The sequence below is a fragment of the Lactobacillus sp. ESL0700 genome, from assembly GCF_029392095.1.
Lineage (GTDB): Bacteria > Bacillota > Bacilli > Lactobacillales > Lactobacillaceae > Lactobacillus.
Genome location: NZ_CP113930.1, coordinates 484490 through 506100 on the forward strand (window position 1 = coordinate 484490; position 21611 = coordinate 506100).

At 42.5% G+C, this 21611-nt stretch carries 9 protein-coding genes; 8 read left to right on the top strand and 1 reads right to left on the bottom strand.

Going from position 1 to position 21611, the window contains the following annotated elements:
* The first annotated feature begins 44 nt into the window (after nt 1-44).
* The 8 genes from pcrA to OZX63_RS02585 all read left to right on the top strand — a co-directional run bounded on the left by pcrA (nt 45) and on the right by OZX63_RS02585 (nt 20779).
* Nucleotides 45-2288 carry a DNA helicase PcrA gene (gene pcrA, locus OZX63_RS02550; RefSeq protein WP_277144299.1) on the top strand — a complete coding sequence of 748 codons (2244 nt, stop codon included), beginning with the start codon at nt 45-47 and terminating at the stop codon, nt 2286-2288.
* 38 nt (nt 2289-2326) lie between these two features.
* On the top strand, nt 2327-4339 hold the full coding sequence (gene ligA / locus OZX63_RS02555) for an NAD-dependent DNA ligase LigA (protein WP_277144300.1): 2013 nt from the start codon (nt 2327-2329) through the stop codon (nt 4337-4339).
* A 13-nt stretch (nt 4340-4352) separates the two neighbouring features.
* Nucleotides 4353-5492 carry a CamS family sex pheromone protein gene (locus OZX63_RS02560; protein ID WP_277144302.1) on the top strand — a complete coding sequence of 380 codons (1140 nt, stop codon included), beginning with the start codon at nt 4353-4355 and terminating at the stop codon, nt 5490-5492.
* Nucleotides 5493-5505: 13 nt separating this feature from the next.
* A complete protein-coding gene (gene gatC / locus OZX63_RS02565) occupies nt 5506-5808 on the top strand; it encodes an Asp-tRNA(Asn)/Glu-tRNA(Gln) amidotransferase subunit GatC (RefSeq protein ID WP_277144304.1) in 303 nt (100 codons plus the stop codon).
* Nucleotides 5808-7247, top strand: coding sequence for an Asp-tRNA(Asn)/Glu-tRNA(Gln) amidotransferase subunit GatA (gatA, locus tag OZX63_RS02570; RefSeq protein ID WP_277144306.1), 1440 nt, complete (start codon nt 5808-5810; stop codon nt 7245-7247). The genes gatC and gatA overlap by 1 nt, the downstream gene beginning before the upstream one ends.
* A 3-nt stretch (nt 7248-7250) precedes the next feature.
* Entirely contained in the window at nt 7251-8681 is a 1431-nt protein-coding gene (gene gatB / locus OZX63_RS02575) for an Asp-tRNA(Asn)/Glu-tRNA(Gln) amidotransferase subunit GatB (RefSeq protein WP_277144308.1), read from the top strand.
* A gap of 30 nt (nt 8682-8711) precedes the next feature.
* Nucleotides 8712-9632, top strand: a complete 921-nt coding sequence (locus OZX63_RS02580; RefSeq protein ID WP_277144310.1) for a diacylglycerol kinase family lipid kinase — start codon at nt 8712-8714, stop codon at nt 9630-9632.
* A 266-nt stretch (nt 9633-9898) separates the two neighbouring features.
* Complete coding sequence (locus OZX63_RS02585) at nt 9899-20779, top strand: DUF1542 domain-containing protein (RefSeq protein WP_277144312.1); 10881 nt, start codon at nt 9899-9901, stop codon at nt 20777-20779.
* A gap of 73 nt (nt 20780-20852) precedes the next feature.
* Here the strand turns inward: OZX63_RS02585 and OZX63_RS02590 are convergent, their stop codons facing one another.
* Complete coding sequence (locus tag OZX63_RS02590; protein WP_277144313.1) at nt 20853-21563, bottom strand: Bax inhibitor-1/YccA family protein; 711 nt, start codon at nt 21561-21563, stop codon at nt 20853-20855.
* Between the last annotated feature and the right edge of the window lie 48 nt (nt 21564-21611).

Genomic DNA, 21611 nt, shown 5'->3' on the forward strand with positions numbered 1-21611 from the left:
TACAATAAACTAGTTATGAAAAAATTTTTGTGAAGGGAATTAGAATGAGCGAAGAATCAATTTTAGCAGGATTAAATCCGCAGCAGAAAAAGGCCGTCAAGATTACCGAAGGCCCCCTCTTAGTCGTTGCTGGTGCGGGCTCTGGGAAGACCTCTGTGTTAACCAGACGGATTGCCTATCTAGTTGAAGTCAAGGGCGTCTTACCGTGGAATATTCTGGCGATAACTTTTACCAATAAGGCCGCCAGTGAGATGCGCGAGCGTGAGCAAAAGTTATTAGGGCCAAGCGCTAATGATATTTGGATGTCGACCTTCCACGCGCTGTGTGTGCGCATTTTACGCCGTGATGCAGATAAAATTGGTTATAGCCACAACTTTTCGATCGCTGACTCGTCCGAGCAGCTAACCTTGGTCAAGCATATTGAAAAAGAGTTGAACATTAACCCTAAGATGTATGAACCGCGGGGAATTTTGTCCGCAATTTCTAATGCTAAAAACGACTTATTAACACCAAGTGCATACAAGGCAAGTGCGGGCTCACCATTTGAAAAAATGGCTGCTAAAGTTTATTCGGAATACCAGCGGCGGCTGAAGCATGATCAAATTATGGACTTTGATGATTTAATCATGCAAACGCTGGTTTTGTTTAAACAAGACCCGACTGTATTGCATTATTACCAAAATAAATTCCGTTATCTGTTAGTTGACGAGTATCAGGATACCAATCAAGCGCAGTATGAGTTGTGTCACGAGTTAGCGGCGCAATACCAAAATATTTGTGTGGTTGGCGATGCTGACCAGTCAATTTATGGTTGGCGCGGTGCCAATATGGAAAATATCATGAACTTTGAGCATGATTATCGGGATGCTGGCGTGCAGACCGTTAAATTGGAACAAAATTACCGCTCGACTGGTCATATTTTAGCTGCCGCAAATGCCGTGATTAAAAATAACCGCAATCGTAAAGCCAAAAATTTGTGGACCGATCAAGGAGAAGGGGCCAAGATTACCTATTATAAGGCTCAAAGCGGCGATGATGAGGCACACTTTATCATTAGTAAAATTCAAGAAGAAGTTAAAGAAAAGCACCGTTCTTACCGTGACTTCGCTGTTTTATACCGGACCAATGCCCAGTCACGAACAGTTGAAGAGTCCTTTGTAAAGTCCAACGTGCCTTACCAAATTGTGGGTGGGCATAAGTTCTATGACCGTAAGGAAATTATGGATATTATGGCTTATCTAAAATTGGTGGCTAATCCAAGTGATGCCATGAGTTTTAACCGGATTGTCAATACGCCTAAGCGCGGAATTGGCGCGGTGACAATTGATAAGTTTATGGCGCTAGCCCAAGACAATAACTTGTCGCTGCTGGACACGTTTGATCACCTAGGAATGTCTGGAATTTCGACTAGAGCCGCACTTAAATTGAGTGACTTTGGTGCTAAACTGCGTGACGCCATTAAGTCAGCCAAAGACCAGAGCGTAACTGGCTTAACAGAAAAGATTTTGCAGGACTTTGGCTATACTGCAGCCCTCAAAAATGAGCATACAATTGAAGCCGAAACACGTTTAGAAAACTTAGATGAATTTTTGTCAGTTACCAAACGATTTGATGACCAATATGAAGCAGAAAGCGATGATAACAGTCCGCTGAGTGACTTTTTAGCAGAAGTTTCCTTATTAAGTGACCAGGATGATTTGGCAAATAATGATGACCAAGTTGCCTTGATGACGCTTCACGCGGCTAAGGGGCTGGAATTTCCAGTTGTCTTTTTAGTCGGGATGGAAGATGGTTTGTTCCCGTTGTCACGGGCACTGCTTGAGGACGACCAACTCGAAGAAGAACGCCGTCTGGCATACGTTGGAATTACGCGCGCACGCCAAGAACTATTTTTGACTAACGCGTATTCGCGAATGATGTTTGGGCGCATGCAAAATAATCCACCGTCAAGATTTTTAGAAGAAATTGACGCAAAGGATATGCAGGTAGAAAATCCTAATGCTGGTAGTGTGATTGCCAGTGGTTATCAAGCACAAACCGTTCCGTTTGCCAAGGCCGATGAACGAGCACGTGCGCAGGTCTACACGCCTAAAGTTAAACCCGCTGGTGCTGTCGGCGCCGAAAAGAAGGGCTGGAATGTTGGCGATCAAGTTGAGCATAAGTCTTGGGGCCGCGGTGTTGTGACCAAGGTTAACGGCAAAGGCGAGGATATGGAGCTTGATATTGCCTTTACTGGTAAGGGAATTAAGCGGCTTTTAGCAGCATTTGCACCGATTAAAAAGGTATAATTAAATTAATAGTTAAAGATTTAATCAGGAGGAAGACAATGGCAGATTTAACTCTTGATGAGGCCAAAAAAGAGGTCACTGAACTTAGAGCAGTGCTTAATAAATGGGCACAGGCCTATTATTCTAAAGATGCACCTGAAGTTGAAGATAATGTTTATGACCAGAAGTATCAGCGCTTAGTTGAACTTGAGCAGCAGTTTCCGCAATTAATGACGCCGGATTCGATTACGCAAAAAGTGGGTGGTCAGATTGATTCTGAGTTCACCAAAGTGGATCATGAAATTCCAATGTTGTCGATGGGGGATGTTTTCTCCAAAAAGGAACTGCAGGAGTTCGATGACCGTGTGCAAAAGCTAGTGGGTCATCCAGTTGCCTACAATGTTGAATTGAAAATCGATGGTTTATCGATTGATCTTGAATATACGGCTGGCAAGTTGGTGCGGGCTTCAACACGGGGCAATGGCCGCGTTGGTGAAGACGTGACGGCTAATGCCCGCTATATCGCTGATATTCCGCAGGTTTTGCCAGAAAAAATCACGACGGAAGTGCGTGGTGAGTGTTACATGGGCAAGGAAGCCTTCGCTAAGTTAAATGCCGAGCGCGATGAAAAAGGCGAGGCTGCCTTTGCTAATCCGCGGAATGCAGCGGCAGGGTCTTTGCGGCAGTTAAATGCCAAGGTAACTAAAGAGCGGCATTTGAGTACCTTTATTTACACTTGGGTAAATCCACCCGAGGAAATAACTAGTCAGCACCAAGCGATTAGTGAAATGGCCCGGCTGGGTTTTCATACTAATGAAACTGGCCGCAAGTTAGCCAAGATGGCCGATGTTTTTGCCTTTATTGACGAATATACGGCTAAGCGCGACACGCTGTCGTATGGTATTGATGGGATTGTCCTGAAGGTCGATGACTTAAGTCTGCAGCAAACGATGGGCAACACGGTCAAGGTTCCACGCTGGGAAATTGCTTATAAATTCCCACCGGAAGAGCAGGAAACCGTGGTTCACGAGATTAAATGGACTGTGGGTCGCACCGGTGTTGTAACACCAACGGCAATCATGGATCCTGTGCAGCTAGCCGGAACGACTGTTTCACACGCGGTTTTGCATAACGCTGATTTATTGAAGGAAAAAGATGTGCGGATTGGCGATACAGTTTTATTGCACAAGGCCGGTGATATTATTCCGGAGATTTCGCAGGTTGTTCTTGCTAAACGGCCGAAGGATTCGCAGCCGTACCCAATTCCAACAACCTGTCCCTCTTGTAAGCAAAAGCTGATTCATCTTGAGGGGGAAGTTGCACTGCGCTGCGTTAATCCGTCGTGTCCAGCTCAAATTGAAGAAGGAATTACTCACTTTGCATCGCGACCAGCGATGAATATTGATGGCTTGGGTCCTAAAATTGTCCGGCAGTTAATCACCAATGACCTAGTTCACAATGTTGCAGACCTGTATCGTTTAGATGCGGAAGATTTGGCTAAGCTAGATCACTTTAAGGAAAAGTCAATTAATAATCTGCTGACAGCGATTGCCAATTCCAAGCAAAACTCGGTTGAATTATTGCTGACGGGACTTGGCATTGACCATGTTGGTGCCAAGGCTGCTCGCTTAATTGCGCAAAAGTTTAAAAATATGACAAAGATTATGGCTGCTAGCGTGCAAGATGTTGCCGCAATCGCTACAATAGGCATGACAATTGCTGAATCTTTGACAACTTATTTTGCCCAGCCAGAAGTTGACCAATTAATTAATGAGTTGGCTAGCCGCGGCGTCAATATGAATTATCTGGGCGCAACTGAGGAAGAAACTGCCGAAATCCCCGACAATTACTTTAAAGGTAAAAAGGTTGTCTTGACGGGTTCGCTTGCTCATTTCACGCGGAGTGAATTTACGAAGAAGCTGCAATCTTTGGGAGCCAAAGTAACGGGTTCGGTTTCTAGTAAAACGGACTACGTGATTTATGGCAAAGATGCCGGCTCCAAATTTGCTAAGGCGCAACAGCTTGGGGTTCCGGTTCTCACCGAAGAAGAAGCAATTGCCCAAATCAAATAAAGGAATAACTAAATTGAAAAAATATGTGCACGTTTTAGCGCTTCTGGGAGCAGCATTAACTTTAACTGCCTGCGGTAATTTGAAAAACTCGGATTTGGCCAATAATGCGAAGACTTCGTCTACCTCAAAGGCTAAAACGTATCAAACAACTGACACGGGAAGTAATGGTTATACAGTTTTATTGAAGAACGGTCATTATCTTACCAGCCCGATTTCTGGATTAACTGCAACCGCTAATGATAATTCGGTTGATACGCGTGAACTTGAGCGCGGATTAGTCCAAATTTCTAAAGGTGTGTATTCTACTAATTCCAATGTCTTTCAGGAAGGTCAATATATTAGTGCGACAACGGCTAATGAGTGGTTGGGACGCAAGTCCAAGTCTAATCCGCAGGGGCTTAACCCAGCAGAAGGCACTAAGAAAAATTACAATCCGTACTATTTGGAAGAAATTTTAGAGCAGGATTATTTAACGGGGTCTGGTTCTAACTACCACATTAATGGGATCAGCATTGGTCTGGCGATGAACTCGGTTGATTATTACCAAAAGACTAAAGATGGTGCTGAATATCAGGCAGCGATTTCGCGTTCTGCGCAAAAATCAGCTGGTCAACAAGCAGCAGCGCAAATTATTGCTCGCTTGCGGCAGCGCAAGGCACTCAAGAATGTGCCAATTACCATCGGCCTCTTTTCGAAGTCAGCTAAAGACTCATTAGTTGGTGGAAGTTACTTTTTGAGCGGGACAGCGGCTGCTAATAGTAGTAAAATAACTAAATGGAAATCTATTTCCGTACAAACGGAAGTGCTGCCGACTGTTGGCAATAAGAAAGCAATTAATAGTAGTGATGCCTCGAGTTTCAATAGTTTTAAGGTATCAATTCAAGATTATTTCCCGAATATCAGTGGTGTAACAGCAACCTTACGCTATGAAAATGGCAAGTTAAACCAAGAAAATATTTCAATTACCACCCAGTTTTATGGCTACGAGCAGGTGCAGAGTTTTACGCGGCTAGTTTTATCAACAGCGAAGAAATACTTGGCAAATGACGTGCCGATTGAAATTAAAATTGGTTCTGTTAATGATATTCAGGCATTGGTTGCTAAAGAAACAGCAGATAGTAGTTATCAAGTCCATATTTATGGCGGTGAATAAGGAGGGTCTAATAGTGGAAATCACAGAAGACACAATTAAGCACGTGGCGGTATTGTCACGACTTGAGTTTAATGAAGACGAAATCGGTACAGTTACCGAACAAATGAGTTCAATTATCAACATGGCCGACCAATTATCAGAAGTTGATACTGATGGTGTTGCCGAAACAGTGCAAGTGGTTGATCGCGACACTGTTTTCAGAGAAGATAAGCCAGAACATTGGCAAAATCGTACAGAATTAATGAAGAATGTTCCTGAACAAGCCAACGGCTTCATCAAGGTTCCTGTAATTATTAATAAGGATGAGGACGAGTAATGAACTACTTAAATGAAGATATTGACTCATTAAACCAAAAACTTGCACAGGGCGACTTGTCAGCTGAGAAGCTTGCTCAAGATACTGTTGCAAATATTAAGAAAACTGACGATAAACTGAATGCTTGGATTACTGTTCAAGATGATGCAAAACCTGCTGCTGATTTGGACTTTGCCAAGAATAAACTTGCTGGTATTCCAATTGCCATTAAGGATAACATCATCACGAGTGGTGTTAAGACTACAGCTGCTAGTCACATTTTGGACAACTACATTCCAGTTTATGACGCTACTGTTATTGAAAGATTAAAGAAGGCACAAGCAACCTTTGTTGGTAAGACTAACATGGACGAATTTGCGATGGGTTCTTCAACAGAGCATTCATACTTTGGTGCAACCCATAACCCATGGAACTTGGACAAGGTTCCGGGTGGTTCATCCGGTGGTTCTGCCGTTGCTGTTGCTTCTGGTCAAGTTGTTGCAGCACTTGGTTCAGATACTGGTGGTTCAATCCGTCAGCCAGCTGCCTTTAATGGTATTTTCGGCATTAAGCCAACCTATGGCCGTGTTTCACGTTGGGGCTTAATTGCCTTTGGTTCATCACTTGATGAAATCGGGGTAATGAGTAAGCGCGCTAAGAGTGCTGCTGAAGTATTGAACGTAATTGCCGGCAGCGACGATCACGACTCAACTTTATCTACTCGCGAAGTTCCTGACTTTACCCAATTTATTGGTCAAGATGTTAAGGGCATGCGGGTTGCCGTTGTTAAGGAATACATGGCTGCCGTTGATGGTGAAATGCACGACGTTATCCAAAAGCAAATCGATGCTCTTGAAGATGCTGGTGCAATTATCAGTGAAGTATCATTGCCATTAACTAAGTACGTTGTTCCTGACTATTACATCATTGCTTCAAGTGAAGCTTCATCGAACTTGCAACGGTATGATGGTATTCGTTACGGCTATCGTGCAGAAGACACTAAGAACTTGCTTGACGTTTATGTTAAGTCACGTTCAGAAGGTTTCGGTACTGAAGTTAAGCGTCGGATTATGTTGGGTTCATTTGCTTTGTCAGCTGGTTCATACGACCGCTTCTTCAGACAAGCTGCTAAGGTTAGAACCTTAATTTGTGATGAATTTGACGAAATCTTTGCTAATAATGATGTTATTGTTGGGCCAACAACTACGGAACCAGCATTTGGCATCGGCAGCGAAATTTCTGACCCAATTAAGATGTACAACAACGATATTTTGACAATTTCTGCTAACTTGGCCGGTATTCCAGCAGCTAGTGTCCCAGCTGGATTGGTTGACGGGATGCCTGTTGGTTTCCAAATTATGGCTAAGCGGTTTGACGAAGGCAGCATTTTTAAGACGGCTGACTTTATTGAACGGACAAATAAGTTTTATGAAAAGACACCAGCCGGAATGGAGGATTAACTGATGAATTTTAAATCAACGATTGGATTCGAAGTCCACTTCGAATTAAAGACAAAGAGTAAAATTTTCTCACCTTCTCCAGTAAGTTATGGTGCTGAAGCTAACACTGAAACTAACGTTATCGACTGGGCAATGCCAGGGGTTTTGCCATTTGTTAACAAGGACGTTTACCGTTTGGGAATCATGGTTGCGTTAGCAACACATGCACATATCTTGCCGACCACACACTTTGACCGGAAGAACTATTACTACCCAGACAGTCCTAAGGCTTACCAGATTACGCAATTCTTCCAACCATTGGCTCGCGATGGCTATGTAGAAATCGAAGTTCATGGTAAAAAGAAGCGCATCGGTATTCACGAAATGCATATCGAAGAAGATGCTGGTAAGAACACTCACGGTACCAACGGCTTTTCATACGTTGACTTGAACCGTCAAGGTGTGCCACTACTTGAAGTTGTTTCTGAACCAGAAATTGCCGATCCAGACGAAGGTTACGCTTACCTTGAAAAGCTGCGTAAGATTGTCCAGTTTACTGGTGCTTCCGACGTTAAGATGGAAGAGGGTTCAATGCGTGTTGATACCAACATTTCCATTCGCCCAGCTGGCCAAAAAGAGCTTGGTACCAAGGTCGAAATGAAGAACTTGAACTCTTTTGAACACGTTCGTAAGTCACTTGCTTATGAAGAAAAGCGTCAGGCTCAAGTTTTGCTGTCAGGTGGTCGCGTACAATTATCAACACGCCGGTTTGACGAAGCAACTGGTAAGACTGTTCTTGAGCGGGTTAAGGAAGGCGACGCTGATTATCGTTACTTCCCAGAACCAGACCTTGCGCCAGACCACATTAGTCAAGAGTGGATTGACGAGATCGCTAAGACTTTGCCACGTTCAGCTGAAGAACGCTACAACCAATATGTTAATGACTTTGGCTTGAAGGCTTATGATGCTAACGTTTTGTTACAAACTAAGGAAAGTTCTGACTTCTTTGACAAGGCAGTTGCTGCTGGTGCTGATCCACAATTAGCTGCTAACTGGATGAACACCCAGGTTAATGGTTACTTGAATGATAATCGAGTTGAATTAACCGACATTAAGTTGACACCAGAGCACCTAGCTGCAATGATTAAGCTGATTAAAGACGGAACGATTTCTTCTAAGATTGCCAAGAAGGTCTTTGCAGAAACAATCACTAATGGGACTGACCCGAAGAAGTACGTTGAAGATAAGGGCATGGTGCAATTATCAGATACCAGTGTCTTGGCACCAATGGTTAAGGAAGTTGTTGATAACAACCCACAATCAGTTGAGGACTTCAAGAACGGTAAGGATCGTGCCATCGGTTACCTTGTTGGTCAAATTATGAAGCAAACTCGTGGTAAGGCCAATCCAAAGGTGATTAACAAGCTTTTGAATGAAGAATTAAACAATCGTTAATGTTGATTTTTAAGTAATAAGGTAGTAACTATGACTAAAAAAGCAAGATTGATTTATAATCCTGTATCTGGTCACGAACAGATGCCTAAAAATGTCGCTGATATTTTAGACGTCTTGGAACGTGCTGGCTATGAGGCGAGCGCTTTTAGGACTACACCAGAAAAGAAAAGTGCTCAGCAAGAAGCCACGCGAGCAGCAACTGAAGGGTTCGACCTCATTGTTGCGGCCGGTGGTGACGGTACCATTAATGAGGTAGTTAACGGAATTGCCTTCTTGGAAGAACGGCCAAAGATGGCGATTATTCCAGCGGGGACAACTAACGACTATGCGCGAGCATTGCACATTCCGCGGGATAGTATTGAAGAAGCTGCTAAAGTTATTTTGAATAATAAAACGCGCAAAATGGATATTGGTAAGGCCACCTTTGCTGGTGAAGATCAATACTTTGTTAATATTGCCGCCTGTGGGTCATTAACAGAACTAACTTATGGTGTACCATCAGAGGTTAAATCGGCTTTGGGTTATGCAGCGTACCTAATTAAGGGTGCGGAAATGTTACCGCATTTAACTGAAAATGAATTGCGCCTTACTTATGATGCTGGTGTCTATGAAGGCAAATTATCAATGCTGCTATTGGGGATGACTAATTCCATCGGCGGGTTTGAACAGATTATGCCTGATGCGGAGTTGAGCGATGGTTTATTCCAATTAATTATTGTTAAGCCATCTGATCCCGTGAAGCTGCTGCGCTTAATGGCGCTGGCCTTAAATGGCAAACACGTTGATGATCCAGATATCATTTATACTAAGACACGCAGTTTGAAAATCGATTTGATTGGCAAGAGTGTCGGTCAAAAGTTGCCGGTTAATCTTGATGGTGAGATTGGCGATTACTGTCCTGTTACTTTTAAAAATCTGCAGCAACGAATTGAATTTTACGTTGGTGAATAAATTAAATAGTGTTATTAATCTTTTGGGATTAATAACACTATTTTTTTACTTTTAATAATTGTAATATGCAATAGTTTTCGTGGAATAAAATTTTACGTCACAAATTATTTCCTAATTTTGCTTAATATAGCACTGAAAGGTATACATTAATCTGTTTGATATATAAAATGAAGCGCTTTAATTGATTAAAGATTTATAAAAGAATATGATGGGCTTGTAAAGTGTCTGAATATATATGTTTTATATATCTATCATGGGAGCAAAAAATGTTAGGAAAAAATAATTTTAAAGAGAGATTACGAAAAATGAGTCTTGAGTCGAAGAAAGATCGTTTTTCAATTAGGAAACTAACAATCGGCGTTGCGTCGGTCTTGCTCGGTTTTACTTTTATGGGCGTTAAGGGGCAAACTGTTAAGGCTGATACTGTACAGCCGGCACAAAGCCAAAGTACAGCAGCAAAGCCAACTGCTGAATTAGACAAAAAATCAGAAGCTAAGTCTGATACTTCTGCGAATAAGAGCAGCCAAAACTTAACGACTTATGCTGGGTTAAAGTCGTTCTTGAGGGATGATTCTTCAGTAACTGCTAAGCCAGAAGAACCTGCTAAAACTCCAGCCAAAGATGATCAGACGCCACCAACTACTGATGAACAAAAGCCGGCAACTACACCGGATGAGGATCAGAAGCCGATAGCACCTGGTCAAAATACCGACCAACCAGCTACTAAGCCAGATGAAGATGGTCAAAAACCGGACTCTGATACAGCGGTTAATATTACAACTGGCGATGAAGACAATGCTGCAGCTGCAGCAACGACAACGCAAAAACAAAAGCCACAAGCAAAGGGTCTACTTGAGACGCTTAACTTGGCAACAACTACGGAATCTTCGGTTAATGTCGGGAGTTGGGCCGGTTTAGTTCTTGCTTTTGGTAACAAGAACATTCATGAAATTAATATTATTAATGACATTCAAGCACCAACTGGTGGTTTGGGCTCCGATACTGCTGTCGCTACCAGACCTTTGGTGATTAAGTCTGCAGTTGCCGATCCAGATAATCCTGGTGATAGTCCGCGGTATACAATTGACTTTCAAATGACCCGGCCGCGGGATTTCAATATCACTTCTGATGTGAATATTACTTATGAAAACTTAAACATTTACAGTCGTACTTTTTACGGCCTAATGCAGACGAGCAGTAATACGAAAGCGATTGTTAATTTCAAGAATGTTAACTTTATTGGCTCGCAAATGATGTACGTTGGTGCTCATACCGAAGTTCATTTTTACGGCACTAATACAGCACAATCTGTTAAAACTTACACTAATAGCTGGGGTACTTACGATACTGAATTTTTGGGTACCTATCAGCAATTATTTGAGTTTACTAAAAAGGGTGGTCGCTTAATTTTTGAAAACGGCACCCAATTTACCGGAACGACATATGCCGGCAACGTTATTGAAATGAGTAAAGGAGAAAATGGCTCTGATACAATTAACGGTGAACAACTAGCTAATGATAACCAAGTGCTTGTGAAAACCGGTGCCCTTGTTACCTTAAATCCTAAGGGTGGTGAAACGCCTGACAGGGTAGACCGTGTTGAAAACAGTAATTCAGCTAACGGGATTTTAATTTATTCTGGTCAAGGTACAGTTACCATTCAACAGGGTGCCACCATGAACATCAATGTTGGTGGGACAACCGATTATATGGGTACACTCAATAACCGGCGGGCTAAGGCAATTAACTTAGCCGATGATAATTCAAGCTTAACGGTTGAAGATGGTGGTAATGTAAACATTACAACTAACGGTAATATCAGTGATAAGAAAGGAAAAGGTCCTGCCAGTACTTTAGTTAATATTGGTGGTAACTTAATCGTTGGCAAGAAAGCTAACTTTAGTATTGTTGGGACTAATATGGGTAACTTTGCCGGAACACTGATGAACATCGGTGGTACTTCCAAGATAACCGGTAGTGACTTTAGCATTAAACTGACTGATAATCCTGGAACTGGCAAGTTAACCCTGTTTAACCCAGGTAATGGGACAACGATTACTAACCCAGATGACTTTTTGCTTGATCGGGGAGCTAACAGTGCTGCCAACATTCTTTCAACAGGTAATTTTGCTCTTAATAGCGTCAGATTGAAGCAACCGGGCGAAACTGTTTCCAAAGCCTTCAGAACGTTTGGCTTTAAAGGCAACAGTAATGGTACACTGTCAACTTTAAGCAACTTGATTGAGGGGATTAGTCCGAGTGATGAAGCTGCCGCAATTGCTTTAATTAATAATCAGAACTTGTCGACTTTGGAATTTATCAGTGCAAATGATGGCTTCTTAACCATTGATCCAATTGCGGAAGACGATATTGATATTGACGATGACGACAATGAAATAATTACTGGTTATGCCAACGAAGGTGGCGCATATATTTCTGCGGTAATGCCTAATGGCAGCCGTGTGGGAACGGTAACGAGTCCGTATCATAAAGAAGCTGAGCAAGGGATTAAGTATGCGGCTGTTTCCGCTGATACTCCAGAAACCAGTGGTGCCCATCAAGGCAAGTTTAAGTTTACGGTGACGATTCCAAGCAGCCAGCTTGCTGGTGTTACATCTGGTAGCACGGCAACGTTAACTGCCACTAAGAACTTCGTTGAAGGTGATCCGTCACTGGCAGATCCGCAAAACCCACAAACAGCCAAACTTTATTCGGCTGATGAAATTTCAACCAAACGGCAAGCAGATGCAGTTAAGAAGATTAATGATGCGGCAGCGGCAGCAAAGCAGCAGATAAATACTTTGTTTGGCTCCGATACTGCTAAGGCACAGCCATATCTTGATCAGATTGATGAGTGGGTTAATAAGTCGACGGCTAATGACCCAACTTCTGCTGATTCGGTTTACGGCACAACTGATAAGGATGAAATAATTAACCGTCGCGACACAGCAATTACAGCAATTAACCAGCAGGTAACTGATGCTCAAGTAGCAAACGCTGAAAGTGCTCGGGCTGCAGCTAAAAAGGAAGTTCAAGATTACGCGGATAAGGCTAACCAATATTTAGGTACAACTACTGATGATGCCCAAATCAAGGCCTACGTTGATGCCGCCAATAAAGCAATCGATGAGGCAACAGGTGATGATATTACTGCGGCTGTTGGTCAAGCAAAGAAAGATATTTTAGCTGAGTTCAAGACTAAGGCACAGGCAGCCGTAACTAAGGAGACCAGCACTAATTCGAATAGAATTAAAAATGTTTTCGCATTATCGTCAGAGCAAAAGACGAAGTATGGTGATGAACTGCAATCAGCCTCTACAGATGGTATAGCCGCAATTACGGCAGCTGACGATTTAGATAAAGCTGGTGCTGCTTACCAAACGGCTGAGACAAATATGGGTAAGGTCTTTGCGACAGCTAGCGATGTTTCAGACTTGCGTAAATATAAGAACGGGTTGGAGCAAAAGTATCCAAGTTTAAAGGATAAACTCGAAAGTGAGTCAGCAAGTTATGAAGATCAGATTGATGCTGGCACCAGTGATTTAGCTGCTGGTAAAGCTGCCCTTGACAAGATTGTTACCGCGCATAATTCTGCAGCAACTACTGAATTGCAGACAGCTTATGATAAAGCTAAACAAGAGCTTGCAAGCAGTTCTAATTCCAAGGTTCAAGATGCGTTAACTGCAGCCCAAGATGCAATTAATGCAGTGGGCACTGCGGGTGACGAAGCTGATATGACTGCTAAAAAAGAGGCAGCCCAAACAGCAATTGACAAGTTGAACGCGTTAATTACCTTGCAAAACGAGGCTACTAGTGAAAAGTCGAAGTACGCCGCAATGTATCCTAATGATGCTTCTGTTGTCGAACAGATTAATTCAGACATTGATACCGTATTAGCAACGGGAATTGACAAGATAACAGATAGTTCTACGACTAAAGATAATTTGCAGGAAGTAACGACTGCTGGCATCGTGGGCATTGACCGCGTTGGTGCTAAGGCACAACTTGAGCAAAAGGCGCAAGAGATTAAAGATCAGATTAACAATTTGTCGGGCTTGAGTGCTGGTGAACGTGACGAGCAAATTCAAAAAGTAGATGACTTGTTGACTAACAGCAAGCATACTGGTTATCAAGATCAAATCGATCACGCAGCTAGTCAAGATGCGGTTAACACATTGACTGCTGCCGGTCTTACTGCGCTGAATAATTTGTTAACGGACCAAACATTAGCTTCTGAAAAGAATAATGCAATTACTAAATTGCAGGCTGCACAAAAAGCCGCTAATGATCAAATTGATGGTACTAGTTTGAGCGATACCGACAAGGCTAAATATAAGCAGGACATCCAAGATCAAGTTGATCAAGGAATTAGCAATATTCAAGCAGGGACTTCACAGGGTGCAATTAACGATGCCGAAGTAACTGCCGAGAATCATATTAATGGCATTGTAACTAATGCTAATAGTCAGGATACTGCATTGCAGGCTGCACAAACTGCCGCAATCAATGACCTTAATCAATATGCGCAAACTGCTAAGAATACAATTGACAGCTTGCCAGCTGATCAGGTGAGTGCTAGCGAGAAGGAAGCCTACAAGAAGCAAATTGACCAAGCGGTTACCGCTGCAACTAATAACATTAATACCGCAACAACGCCAGATGACGTTGCTAGTTCCAAGACAATTGGTAAGACTAACATTGATAAAGTTCAAGTAGCCGCCGATTTAGCGGCTGCTAAAGCCAAAGCGGTGCAAGAATTAACGGCTTCGCAGACAGCTAATAAGCAAAAAATTGATGATTTGTTTACCGCAGGCAAGATTGATGCCGATAAACAAGATGAGTTAAAGGGCAAGATTGATGACTTTTATAGCGATGCCGTTGATAAAGTCAATAATGATACCTCAACCAATCGAATTACAGTTGATAAGAATGCCGGAATTAAGGCAATGAATGGTGTGGCAACTGATGCTGCTAACACTGCTAATCAAGAAATTGCGGATGCTAAGGATAACGCGTTAGATAATGACGGTAATCCAATTGGGTTGAATAATTTGGCTGAGCAACTTAAAGAGCACATTGAGCAAGATAGTAATTTAGGGCCAAGCCAAAAATTAGATTACCAAAAGCAAATTGATGATGCTTTAAGTAGTGCCAAGGCCGATGTCGCTGCAGCAGAGACAACAGATGCTGTTAAACAGGCAGCAACTGATGGCCGGACTGCAATGTTGCAGATTAAAGATGCTGCAGATTTAAAGTCAGCCAAGATTGCTGCTGAACGAGCATTACTAGCCAAGCATGATGCCGTAATTGATGCGATTAACCAAAAGAATAATATCGATAGTGACGGCAAGGCTGCATTAATTGCTCAAGTTGAGTCTGCGTATAATACCGCTTTAGGCAAGGTTGATAATCCAACACCAGCAACGATTAACCAAGTTAATACTGAGCGTGATAATGGTATTGACAACATGCAAAACGTTTTAATCAGTGCCGGTGACCTTGATAGTTCAATTAAGGAATACCAAGATAAGCTTGACCAAGTAGCTCAGGATGCAGTCGAGCGAGTTAATAATTCGTCAATGACTGATGACGCTAAGCAAGAAGCAGTTACGGAAATTAACAAGGCCCGTGATGAAGGCAAAAAGCAGATTGCTGCCCAAGATAATTTAGCTGATATTAAGACTGCCGAAGCTGCTGGTGAAGCCGCAATTTTAAAGGCAGAAAAAGATACTAGTTTGGCTGCTGCTAAGGATGTTGCCAATAAGCAAATTGATGATGCAGTTACTAATGCTAAACAGGAGCTTAATGATCCTGCTCGCGGTCTGAATGCCGCTGAAATTGCTGCTGCTGAAGCTGCAATTGATGCAGATGCAATTGACGCTCACAATAAGATTAATGCGGCGACAACTGAAGCTGCAGTTACTGCTGCTGAAAAATTGGGTCAATCAACAATTTATCAAGAAGTTGATAAGGCAGCATTGGTGGCAAAGAAGCGCCATGCTAAAGAAGAAATTCAGGCTGCAATTGATGCAGGACAATTTAGCGAAGAAGATAAGCAGAAAGCCCAGACAATTATGGACACTGCTAATACTGAAATTGATGCTGCAACTGATAATGACAGAATTAAGGCTATCAAGGATGCTGCTTTAGAAGGAATTAAAAATATTAAAGATGCTGCTGATTTGAATACTGCCAAAGATGCTGCGATTGCTGCTCTTGATAAGGAATTAAATGGTGATGGAACTGCTGAAAATCCAGGAATTTTGGCCCAGATTGCTAATAACCATGACTTAACTCCTGAGGAAGTAACAAAATATCAGGACCAAGCTAAGGCTGCTTATACTAAGGCAGTTGCTGAAATTAATGGCTCTAAAGATGCAGAATCAATTACAGCTAGAGAACGTGCTGGAAAGCTTAATATTGACAAAGCTTTGACTGACGCCATCTTGCAAAATAAGAAGAATAAGGCTAACGCCGAACTGGAGCAGTTTGCTAAAGATGCTGCAACTGCAATTGATCAGTTAGAGTTGGATCAAACCAAAAAGGATGAACTGAAGAGTTCAGTTAACAGTGAATTGGAGAAGGCAGAGAATAAGATTAATGCTGCAACCGATGAAGCTGGAATTAATACGGCTTTAGCTGATGGCAAGACTGCCATTAGTAATATTAGCGATCATGCAACTGATGAAGAATTGACCCAAGCAGCAACGAATGCCATCGCTGATTTGCAAAATAAAGCAGATGATGTCAAGAAGCAGATTGCCCAGTCTTACCATGATGGCAAGATCGATCAGGATCAATACAAGCAATTGAACGACCAGGTTCAGACTGCCCTTGATAATGCAACAACAGCCATTAATCAGGCAAAAACTCCTGATGAAGTTTCTTCAGCAGCAGCAACTGGCGCAACATCTATTGCCGCAGTTGGCACTGCTAAGGGTGTCAAAGAAGCTCTGAATGATAATTTGACGGCTTTGAATAACGCTGCCGATCAGGCAAATCAAGCAATTGATGCGTCATCGAGTTCACCTGCTGAAAAGAAGAAGCAGAAGGCCGCAATTGAGGCTGAACGAGTTAAGGCTGCAGATAAGATTAAGGCTGCCAAGAATACCTCCGATCCAATCACCAATATGGCGGCTGCTAAGGATGATGGCGTAAAGACAATTGCGAACATTTCTAAGCTTTATGGTGACAAAGATGCCGCAATTAAAGATTTGAAGAAAAAGGCTGATGCAGCTAAAGCGCAAATTGCAGAGCTTGCTAAGAATCCATCTGATGCCGCTAACCCATATTTGAGTGCCGGTGAAGTTACGGCCGCTAACAAGGCAGTAACCGATGCATTGAATGCCGCTATTTCAACAATTAACGCAGCAGCGGATAAAGATGAAATTGATTCAGCCAAAACCGCTGGTGACGAAGCAATTACTAACTCAATTTTGCCAGCACAATTAATAGTTGAGAAGAACAAGCAAATTGCTGCAATTAATGCTTATGCTAACGGTGCAAATGGTAACGGTGCAATTGATGGCTTAGGCTTAACTGATGAGCAAAAGACCGCTTTGAAAGCCCAAATTGAGGCAGCGAGAAAGAAAGCCGTTGATAAGATTAATAATGTTCAGTTACCAGCTAACCCTACGACTGCCGATTTGACAGATGCGACAGCGGCAATTACTGACGCTGAGCAGGGTAATGTAACAAATGGCGACGTAGCTGACTTTGGTGAGGCAGGCATTAATACAATTGTTAATGCTGCTAACGATCAAGGAACGCTAAACCATAAGAATGACAACATTAAGGCACTGGAACAATATGCTGCTGACGCAAAACAGAAGATTGAACAACTGGGCTTGCCAGCAGATAAGCAGCAGGATCAAAAAGCTGCAGTTGATGCTGAAGTTACAAAGGCCAAGGCCAAGATTTTGGCTGCTGCTGATGCAACTGCTGCCGATACGGAATTATCCACAGGCAAGACAAACATTGACAATGTTTTAGGAAGTGCTCAGCTTGACGGTAAGAAGTGTGCAGCCCTTGATGCTGTTAAGGATGAACAAACTAGGGCAATCGCAATTGTTAATAAATCGAGTCTGACGCCGGAGCAAAAGAAGGCGGCAATTGCGGAGATTAACGGTGTTTATGCTGGTATCAAGCAAAACATTGAGGCAACTGCTAATGATTCTGACCTTGACACTGCTAAAACAGATGGGATTAACAAGGTTCGCGCTATTTTAAACAAAGAAAATAGTGAAAATCACCCATACTTCAATAATGAAATCGACAATACGAAGGACTTGGCAACTGATTACGGTAATTTAGTGTTAACTGCCGATGAAAAATCCAAGTACAGCGATTTAATTGCAAAAGTTGAACAAGGCATTAGTGATCTCAATGGCTCGACTGATTTAGGAACAGCAGTTAATGCTTATGACAGCGGTAGAACTGCATTGAATAAGTTGATTGCTGATAAAGAAGTCAACGACGCAGCTCAAGCAGCCAAGGATAAGATTGACCAAATTCCAGATGATGTTTTGAGCAGTGCCGACAAGGAAGCATTGAAGGCCAAAGTTGATACTGCTGCTGATAAGGCAACGAGTGCCATTAACAAGGTTGATGCACCTGCTGGGGATGTTGCCGGCAAGGCTGACAAGATTAATCAAATTAAGACAGATGGCATGAAGGATATTGCTGCTTATGATACTCAGGCATTGGATCACACTAAGACTGATGCGAAGAATAAGTTAAAGCAAGAAGCAGACGACGCCAACACGGCAATTGATAATTCTAATTTGACCGACGAGCAAAAGACAGAGCAGAAGCAAAAAGTGCAAGAAGCTTTGACAGATGCTCAAGGCAAGGTAGATGCAGCGACTGATCAAGCTGGAGTTAATACGGCTTTGTCAGATGGCAAGACAGCAATTGATGACGTTTCCAAGACGACTACAATTTTGCTTGATAAGAATCAAGCAATTAAGGACTTGCAAGACGCTGCCGATAAAGCCAATGCAGCAATTGACGCTTCTAACTTGTCTGATGAGGATAAGGCTGCAAGGAAGGCAGATGTTGCTGCTGCAGTGGAAGATGCACAATATGGTATTGGTCAAGCAACAACTAGTGATGAAATTCAAACTGCATTGACAACTGGTAAGACAGCGATTGAAAAAGTAGAAACCGATGTGAACTTGCAAGCTGCCAAGAATAAAGCAAAGCAAGATTTGCAAGATGCAGCCGACAAGGTCAACACGGCAATCGATAGTTCCAATTTAACTGACGAGCAAAAGACGGAGCAGAAGCAAAAAGTACAAGATGCTTTGACAGATGCTCAAGGTAAAGTAGATACTGCCGCTGATCAAACAGCAATTGATAAAGCTGTGTCGGATGGTAAGACAGCGATTGAAAAAGTAGAAACCGATGTGAACTTGCAAGTTGCCAAGAATAAAGCAAAGCAAGATTTGCAAGATGCAGCTGATAATGCCAATACGGCAATTGATAATTCTAATTTAACTGACGAGCAAAAGACGGAGCAGAAGCAAAAGGTGCAAGATGCTTTGACAGATGCTCAAGGTAAAGTAGATACTGCCGCTGATCAAACAGAAATTGATACTGCTGTGTCAGATGGTAAGACAGCGATTACTACTGTGACAACTGGTACGACGCTCCTTGACACACAGCACAATGCTGAAGAGCAATTGCAGTCAGCCGCAAATGATGCTATCGCAGCAATTGATAATTCAAACTTGACTGATGCAGAAAAGACAGAGCAAAAGCAAAAGGTACAGGATGACTTAACGGCAGCTAAAGACAAGGTTAACCAAGCAACTGATCCTGCTGGTGTCGCAAGTGAGTTGAGCAAGGGTAAAGAGTTACTTACTGCTAGACAAGATGCAATTACTAAGATTGACCAAGCTTACACCACGGCTAAGGAAAAACTAGCTGCAGGAAAAATTAGTCCAACGCAATTGGCTGATGCTAAGCAAAAAGCACTGACTAGCTTAAACGGCGCAACAACCAGTGATGAAATAAATAATCAGCTTGACGACTTGGTTCGTGATATTGCTAAGGCAGCCGTTCAGGACGCAGCCAATGCAGCTGATCAAGCTATTGACAGCAACACTAGTTACAGCCAATCTGATAAGACCAAGCTCAAGGACAAAATTGCCGAATTGCTAAATGCAGCAACCAAAGATCAAGGTGCAATTGATCATGCAACTGGTCACGATGGTGTAATTGTCGAACGTGACAATGCAATTGATGAAATCATCAAGCATTACACTGATAAACAGACGATTGACAATCTTCTGCATGGCAATGATAGCAGCAGTTCAAACGGCGGTTCAACAGTAACACCGACACCACTGCCAACTCTGCCAGTAAGCAATACAGCAAGTAAGAAGCAAACTTTACGGCACAACTCTTACGTCTATGATGAAAGTGGTAAGCGAGCTAATAAGTTAGTTCTGAAGGCTGGTTCAACGGTTAAGACATATGGTACCAAGGAGATTGCTGGTCAGACTTACGTAATTGTTCACAGTCAAGGTCAAGAATATTACCTAGTTGCTGAGAACATCATTGGTAAGTCAGCTAAGTTGAGCCATAATGCTTATGTCTACAACCATGCTGGCAAACGTGTCGGCAAGACCGTGCTCAAGAAGGGTAAATCGATTACAGTTTATGGCAGTCCAGTCAAGATTGCTGGTAAGCAGTACTACATTATTAGCGCTGGCAGATATGTCAAAGCCGCTGGGGTCAAGACTGCAATAAATACCGGTACTGCGAGTCAACCAACGACTTTAGGACCGAATGAAAAACCGTTAATGCACAATGCTTATTTGTACAATAAAAAAGGTGAGCGTGTCAGCGAAGTAGTGCTGACTAGCAATTCGGTTGTTGAAGTAGCAGGTAGCTTGACCGTCAATGGTCGCGAGTTTACCAAGCTGACTAACGGCTATTATGTCGCAGCTGCTAATGTCACTGGCACTGAGCAAAAGCTGACGCACAATGCGGCTGTTTACAATAAGTCTGGTAAGCAAATTGGCAAAAAGGTAATTAAGAAGGGCAAGCAGGTCACTGTTTATGGCGATCCAATTACGATTAAAGGTAAAAAGTATTACATTATTGGTCGCAACCAATATCTTAAGGCAAGTAATTTTTAGATAAATTATTTAACCCTAACAAAAAAACGCTAAGCTGAAAAGCCTAGCGTTTTTTACTTGGAAAATTATGCTGTTAATTATTGTTGTTGCTGTATCCAAAAATCTCAAGAATAAATAGAAAAATATTAATGAAGTCAAGGTAGAGCTGCAGAGCGCCTAAGACGGCCAGACCGTTGGTTGAGACCTGATTGCCATAATTGTTGTAAATCAGCTTCATCTTGTTGGCATCGCTGGCAACTAAGCCGGTGAAGATGATTACACCAATGAAGGAGAAGATGTAAGTAATTGCTGGATTATGCAAAAACAGATTAACAATCCACGCGATGAAAAAGCCGAACAGTGCGGCACCGAAATACGCGCCCCAGTTGGTTAGGTCCTTTTTGGTAAAGGTTCCAAAGGCAGCCATTGCGATGAAGACAACACTTGAGGAAACAAAGGCAGTTGTCAGCTGCGTTCCTGTGTAAAAGCCGGCAATTAGGGCAAATTCGAAACCGTAAATTACTGCCAAAATCATTAACATGATGAAGCTGGCTAGAGGATTGCGATTGGCCTTGAAGCTAATGCCCATTGATAAGGCAAAGGGAACCAGCAAGATCACCCACATCATTGCCACCGGCATCTGCATGACTGCACTTCTAAAGACGGTCATCGTCAGGTACGAGGCAAGAGCGGAAACTAGCACTGCTACACCCATCAAGGCGTACATTTTAGTTAAAAAGCTGTTAGTATCAGAGATGCTGCGGATTTGCCGCCGCTGCTCTGGATTAGTATCAAAATTATTCATAAAAATTTTCTTTCTATTTGGTTTAACTTGTTACTAAACTAACACAAT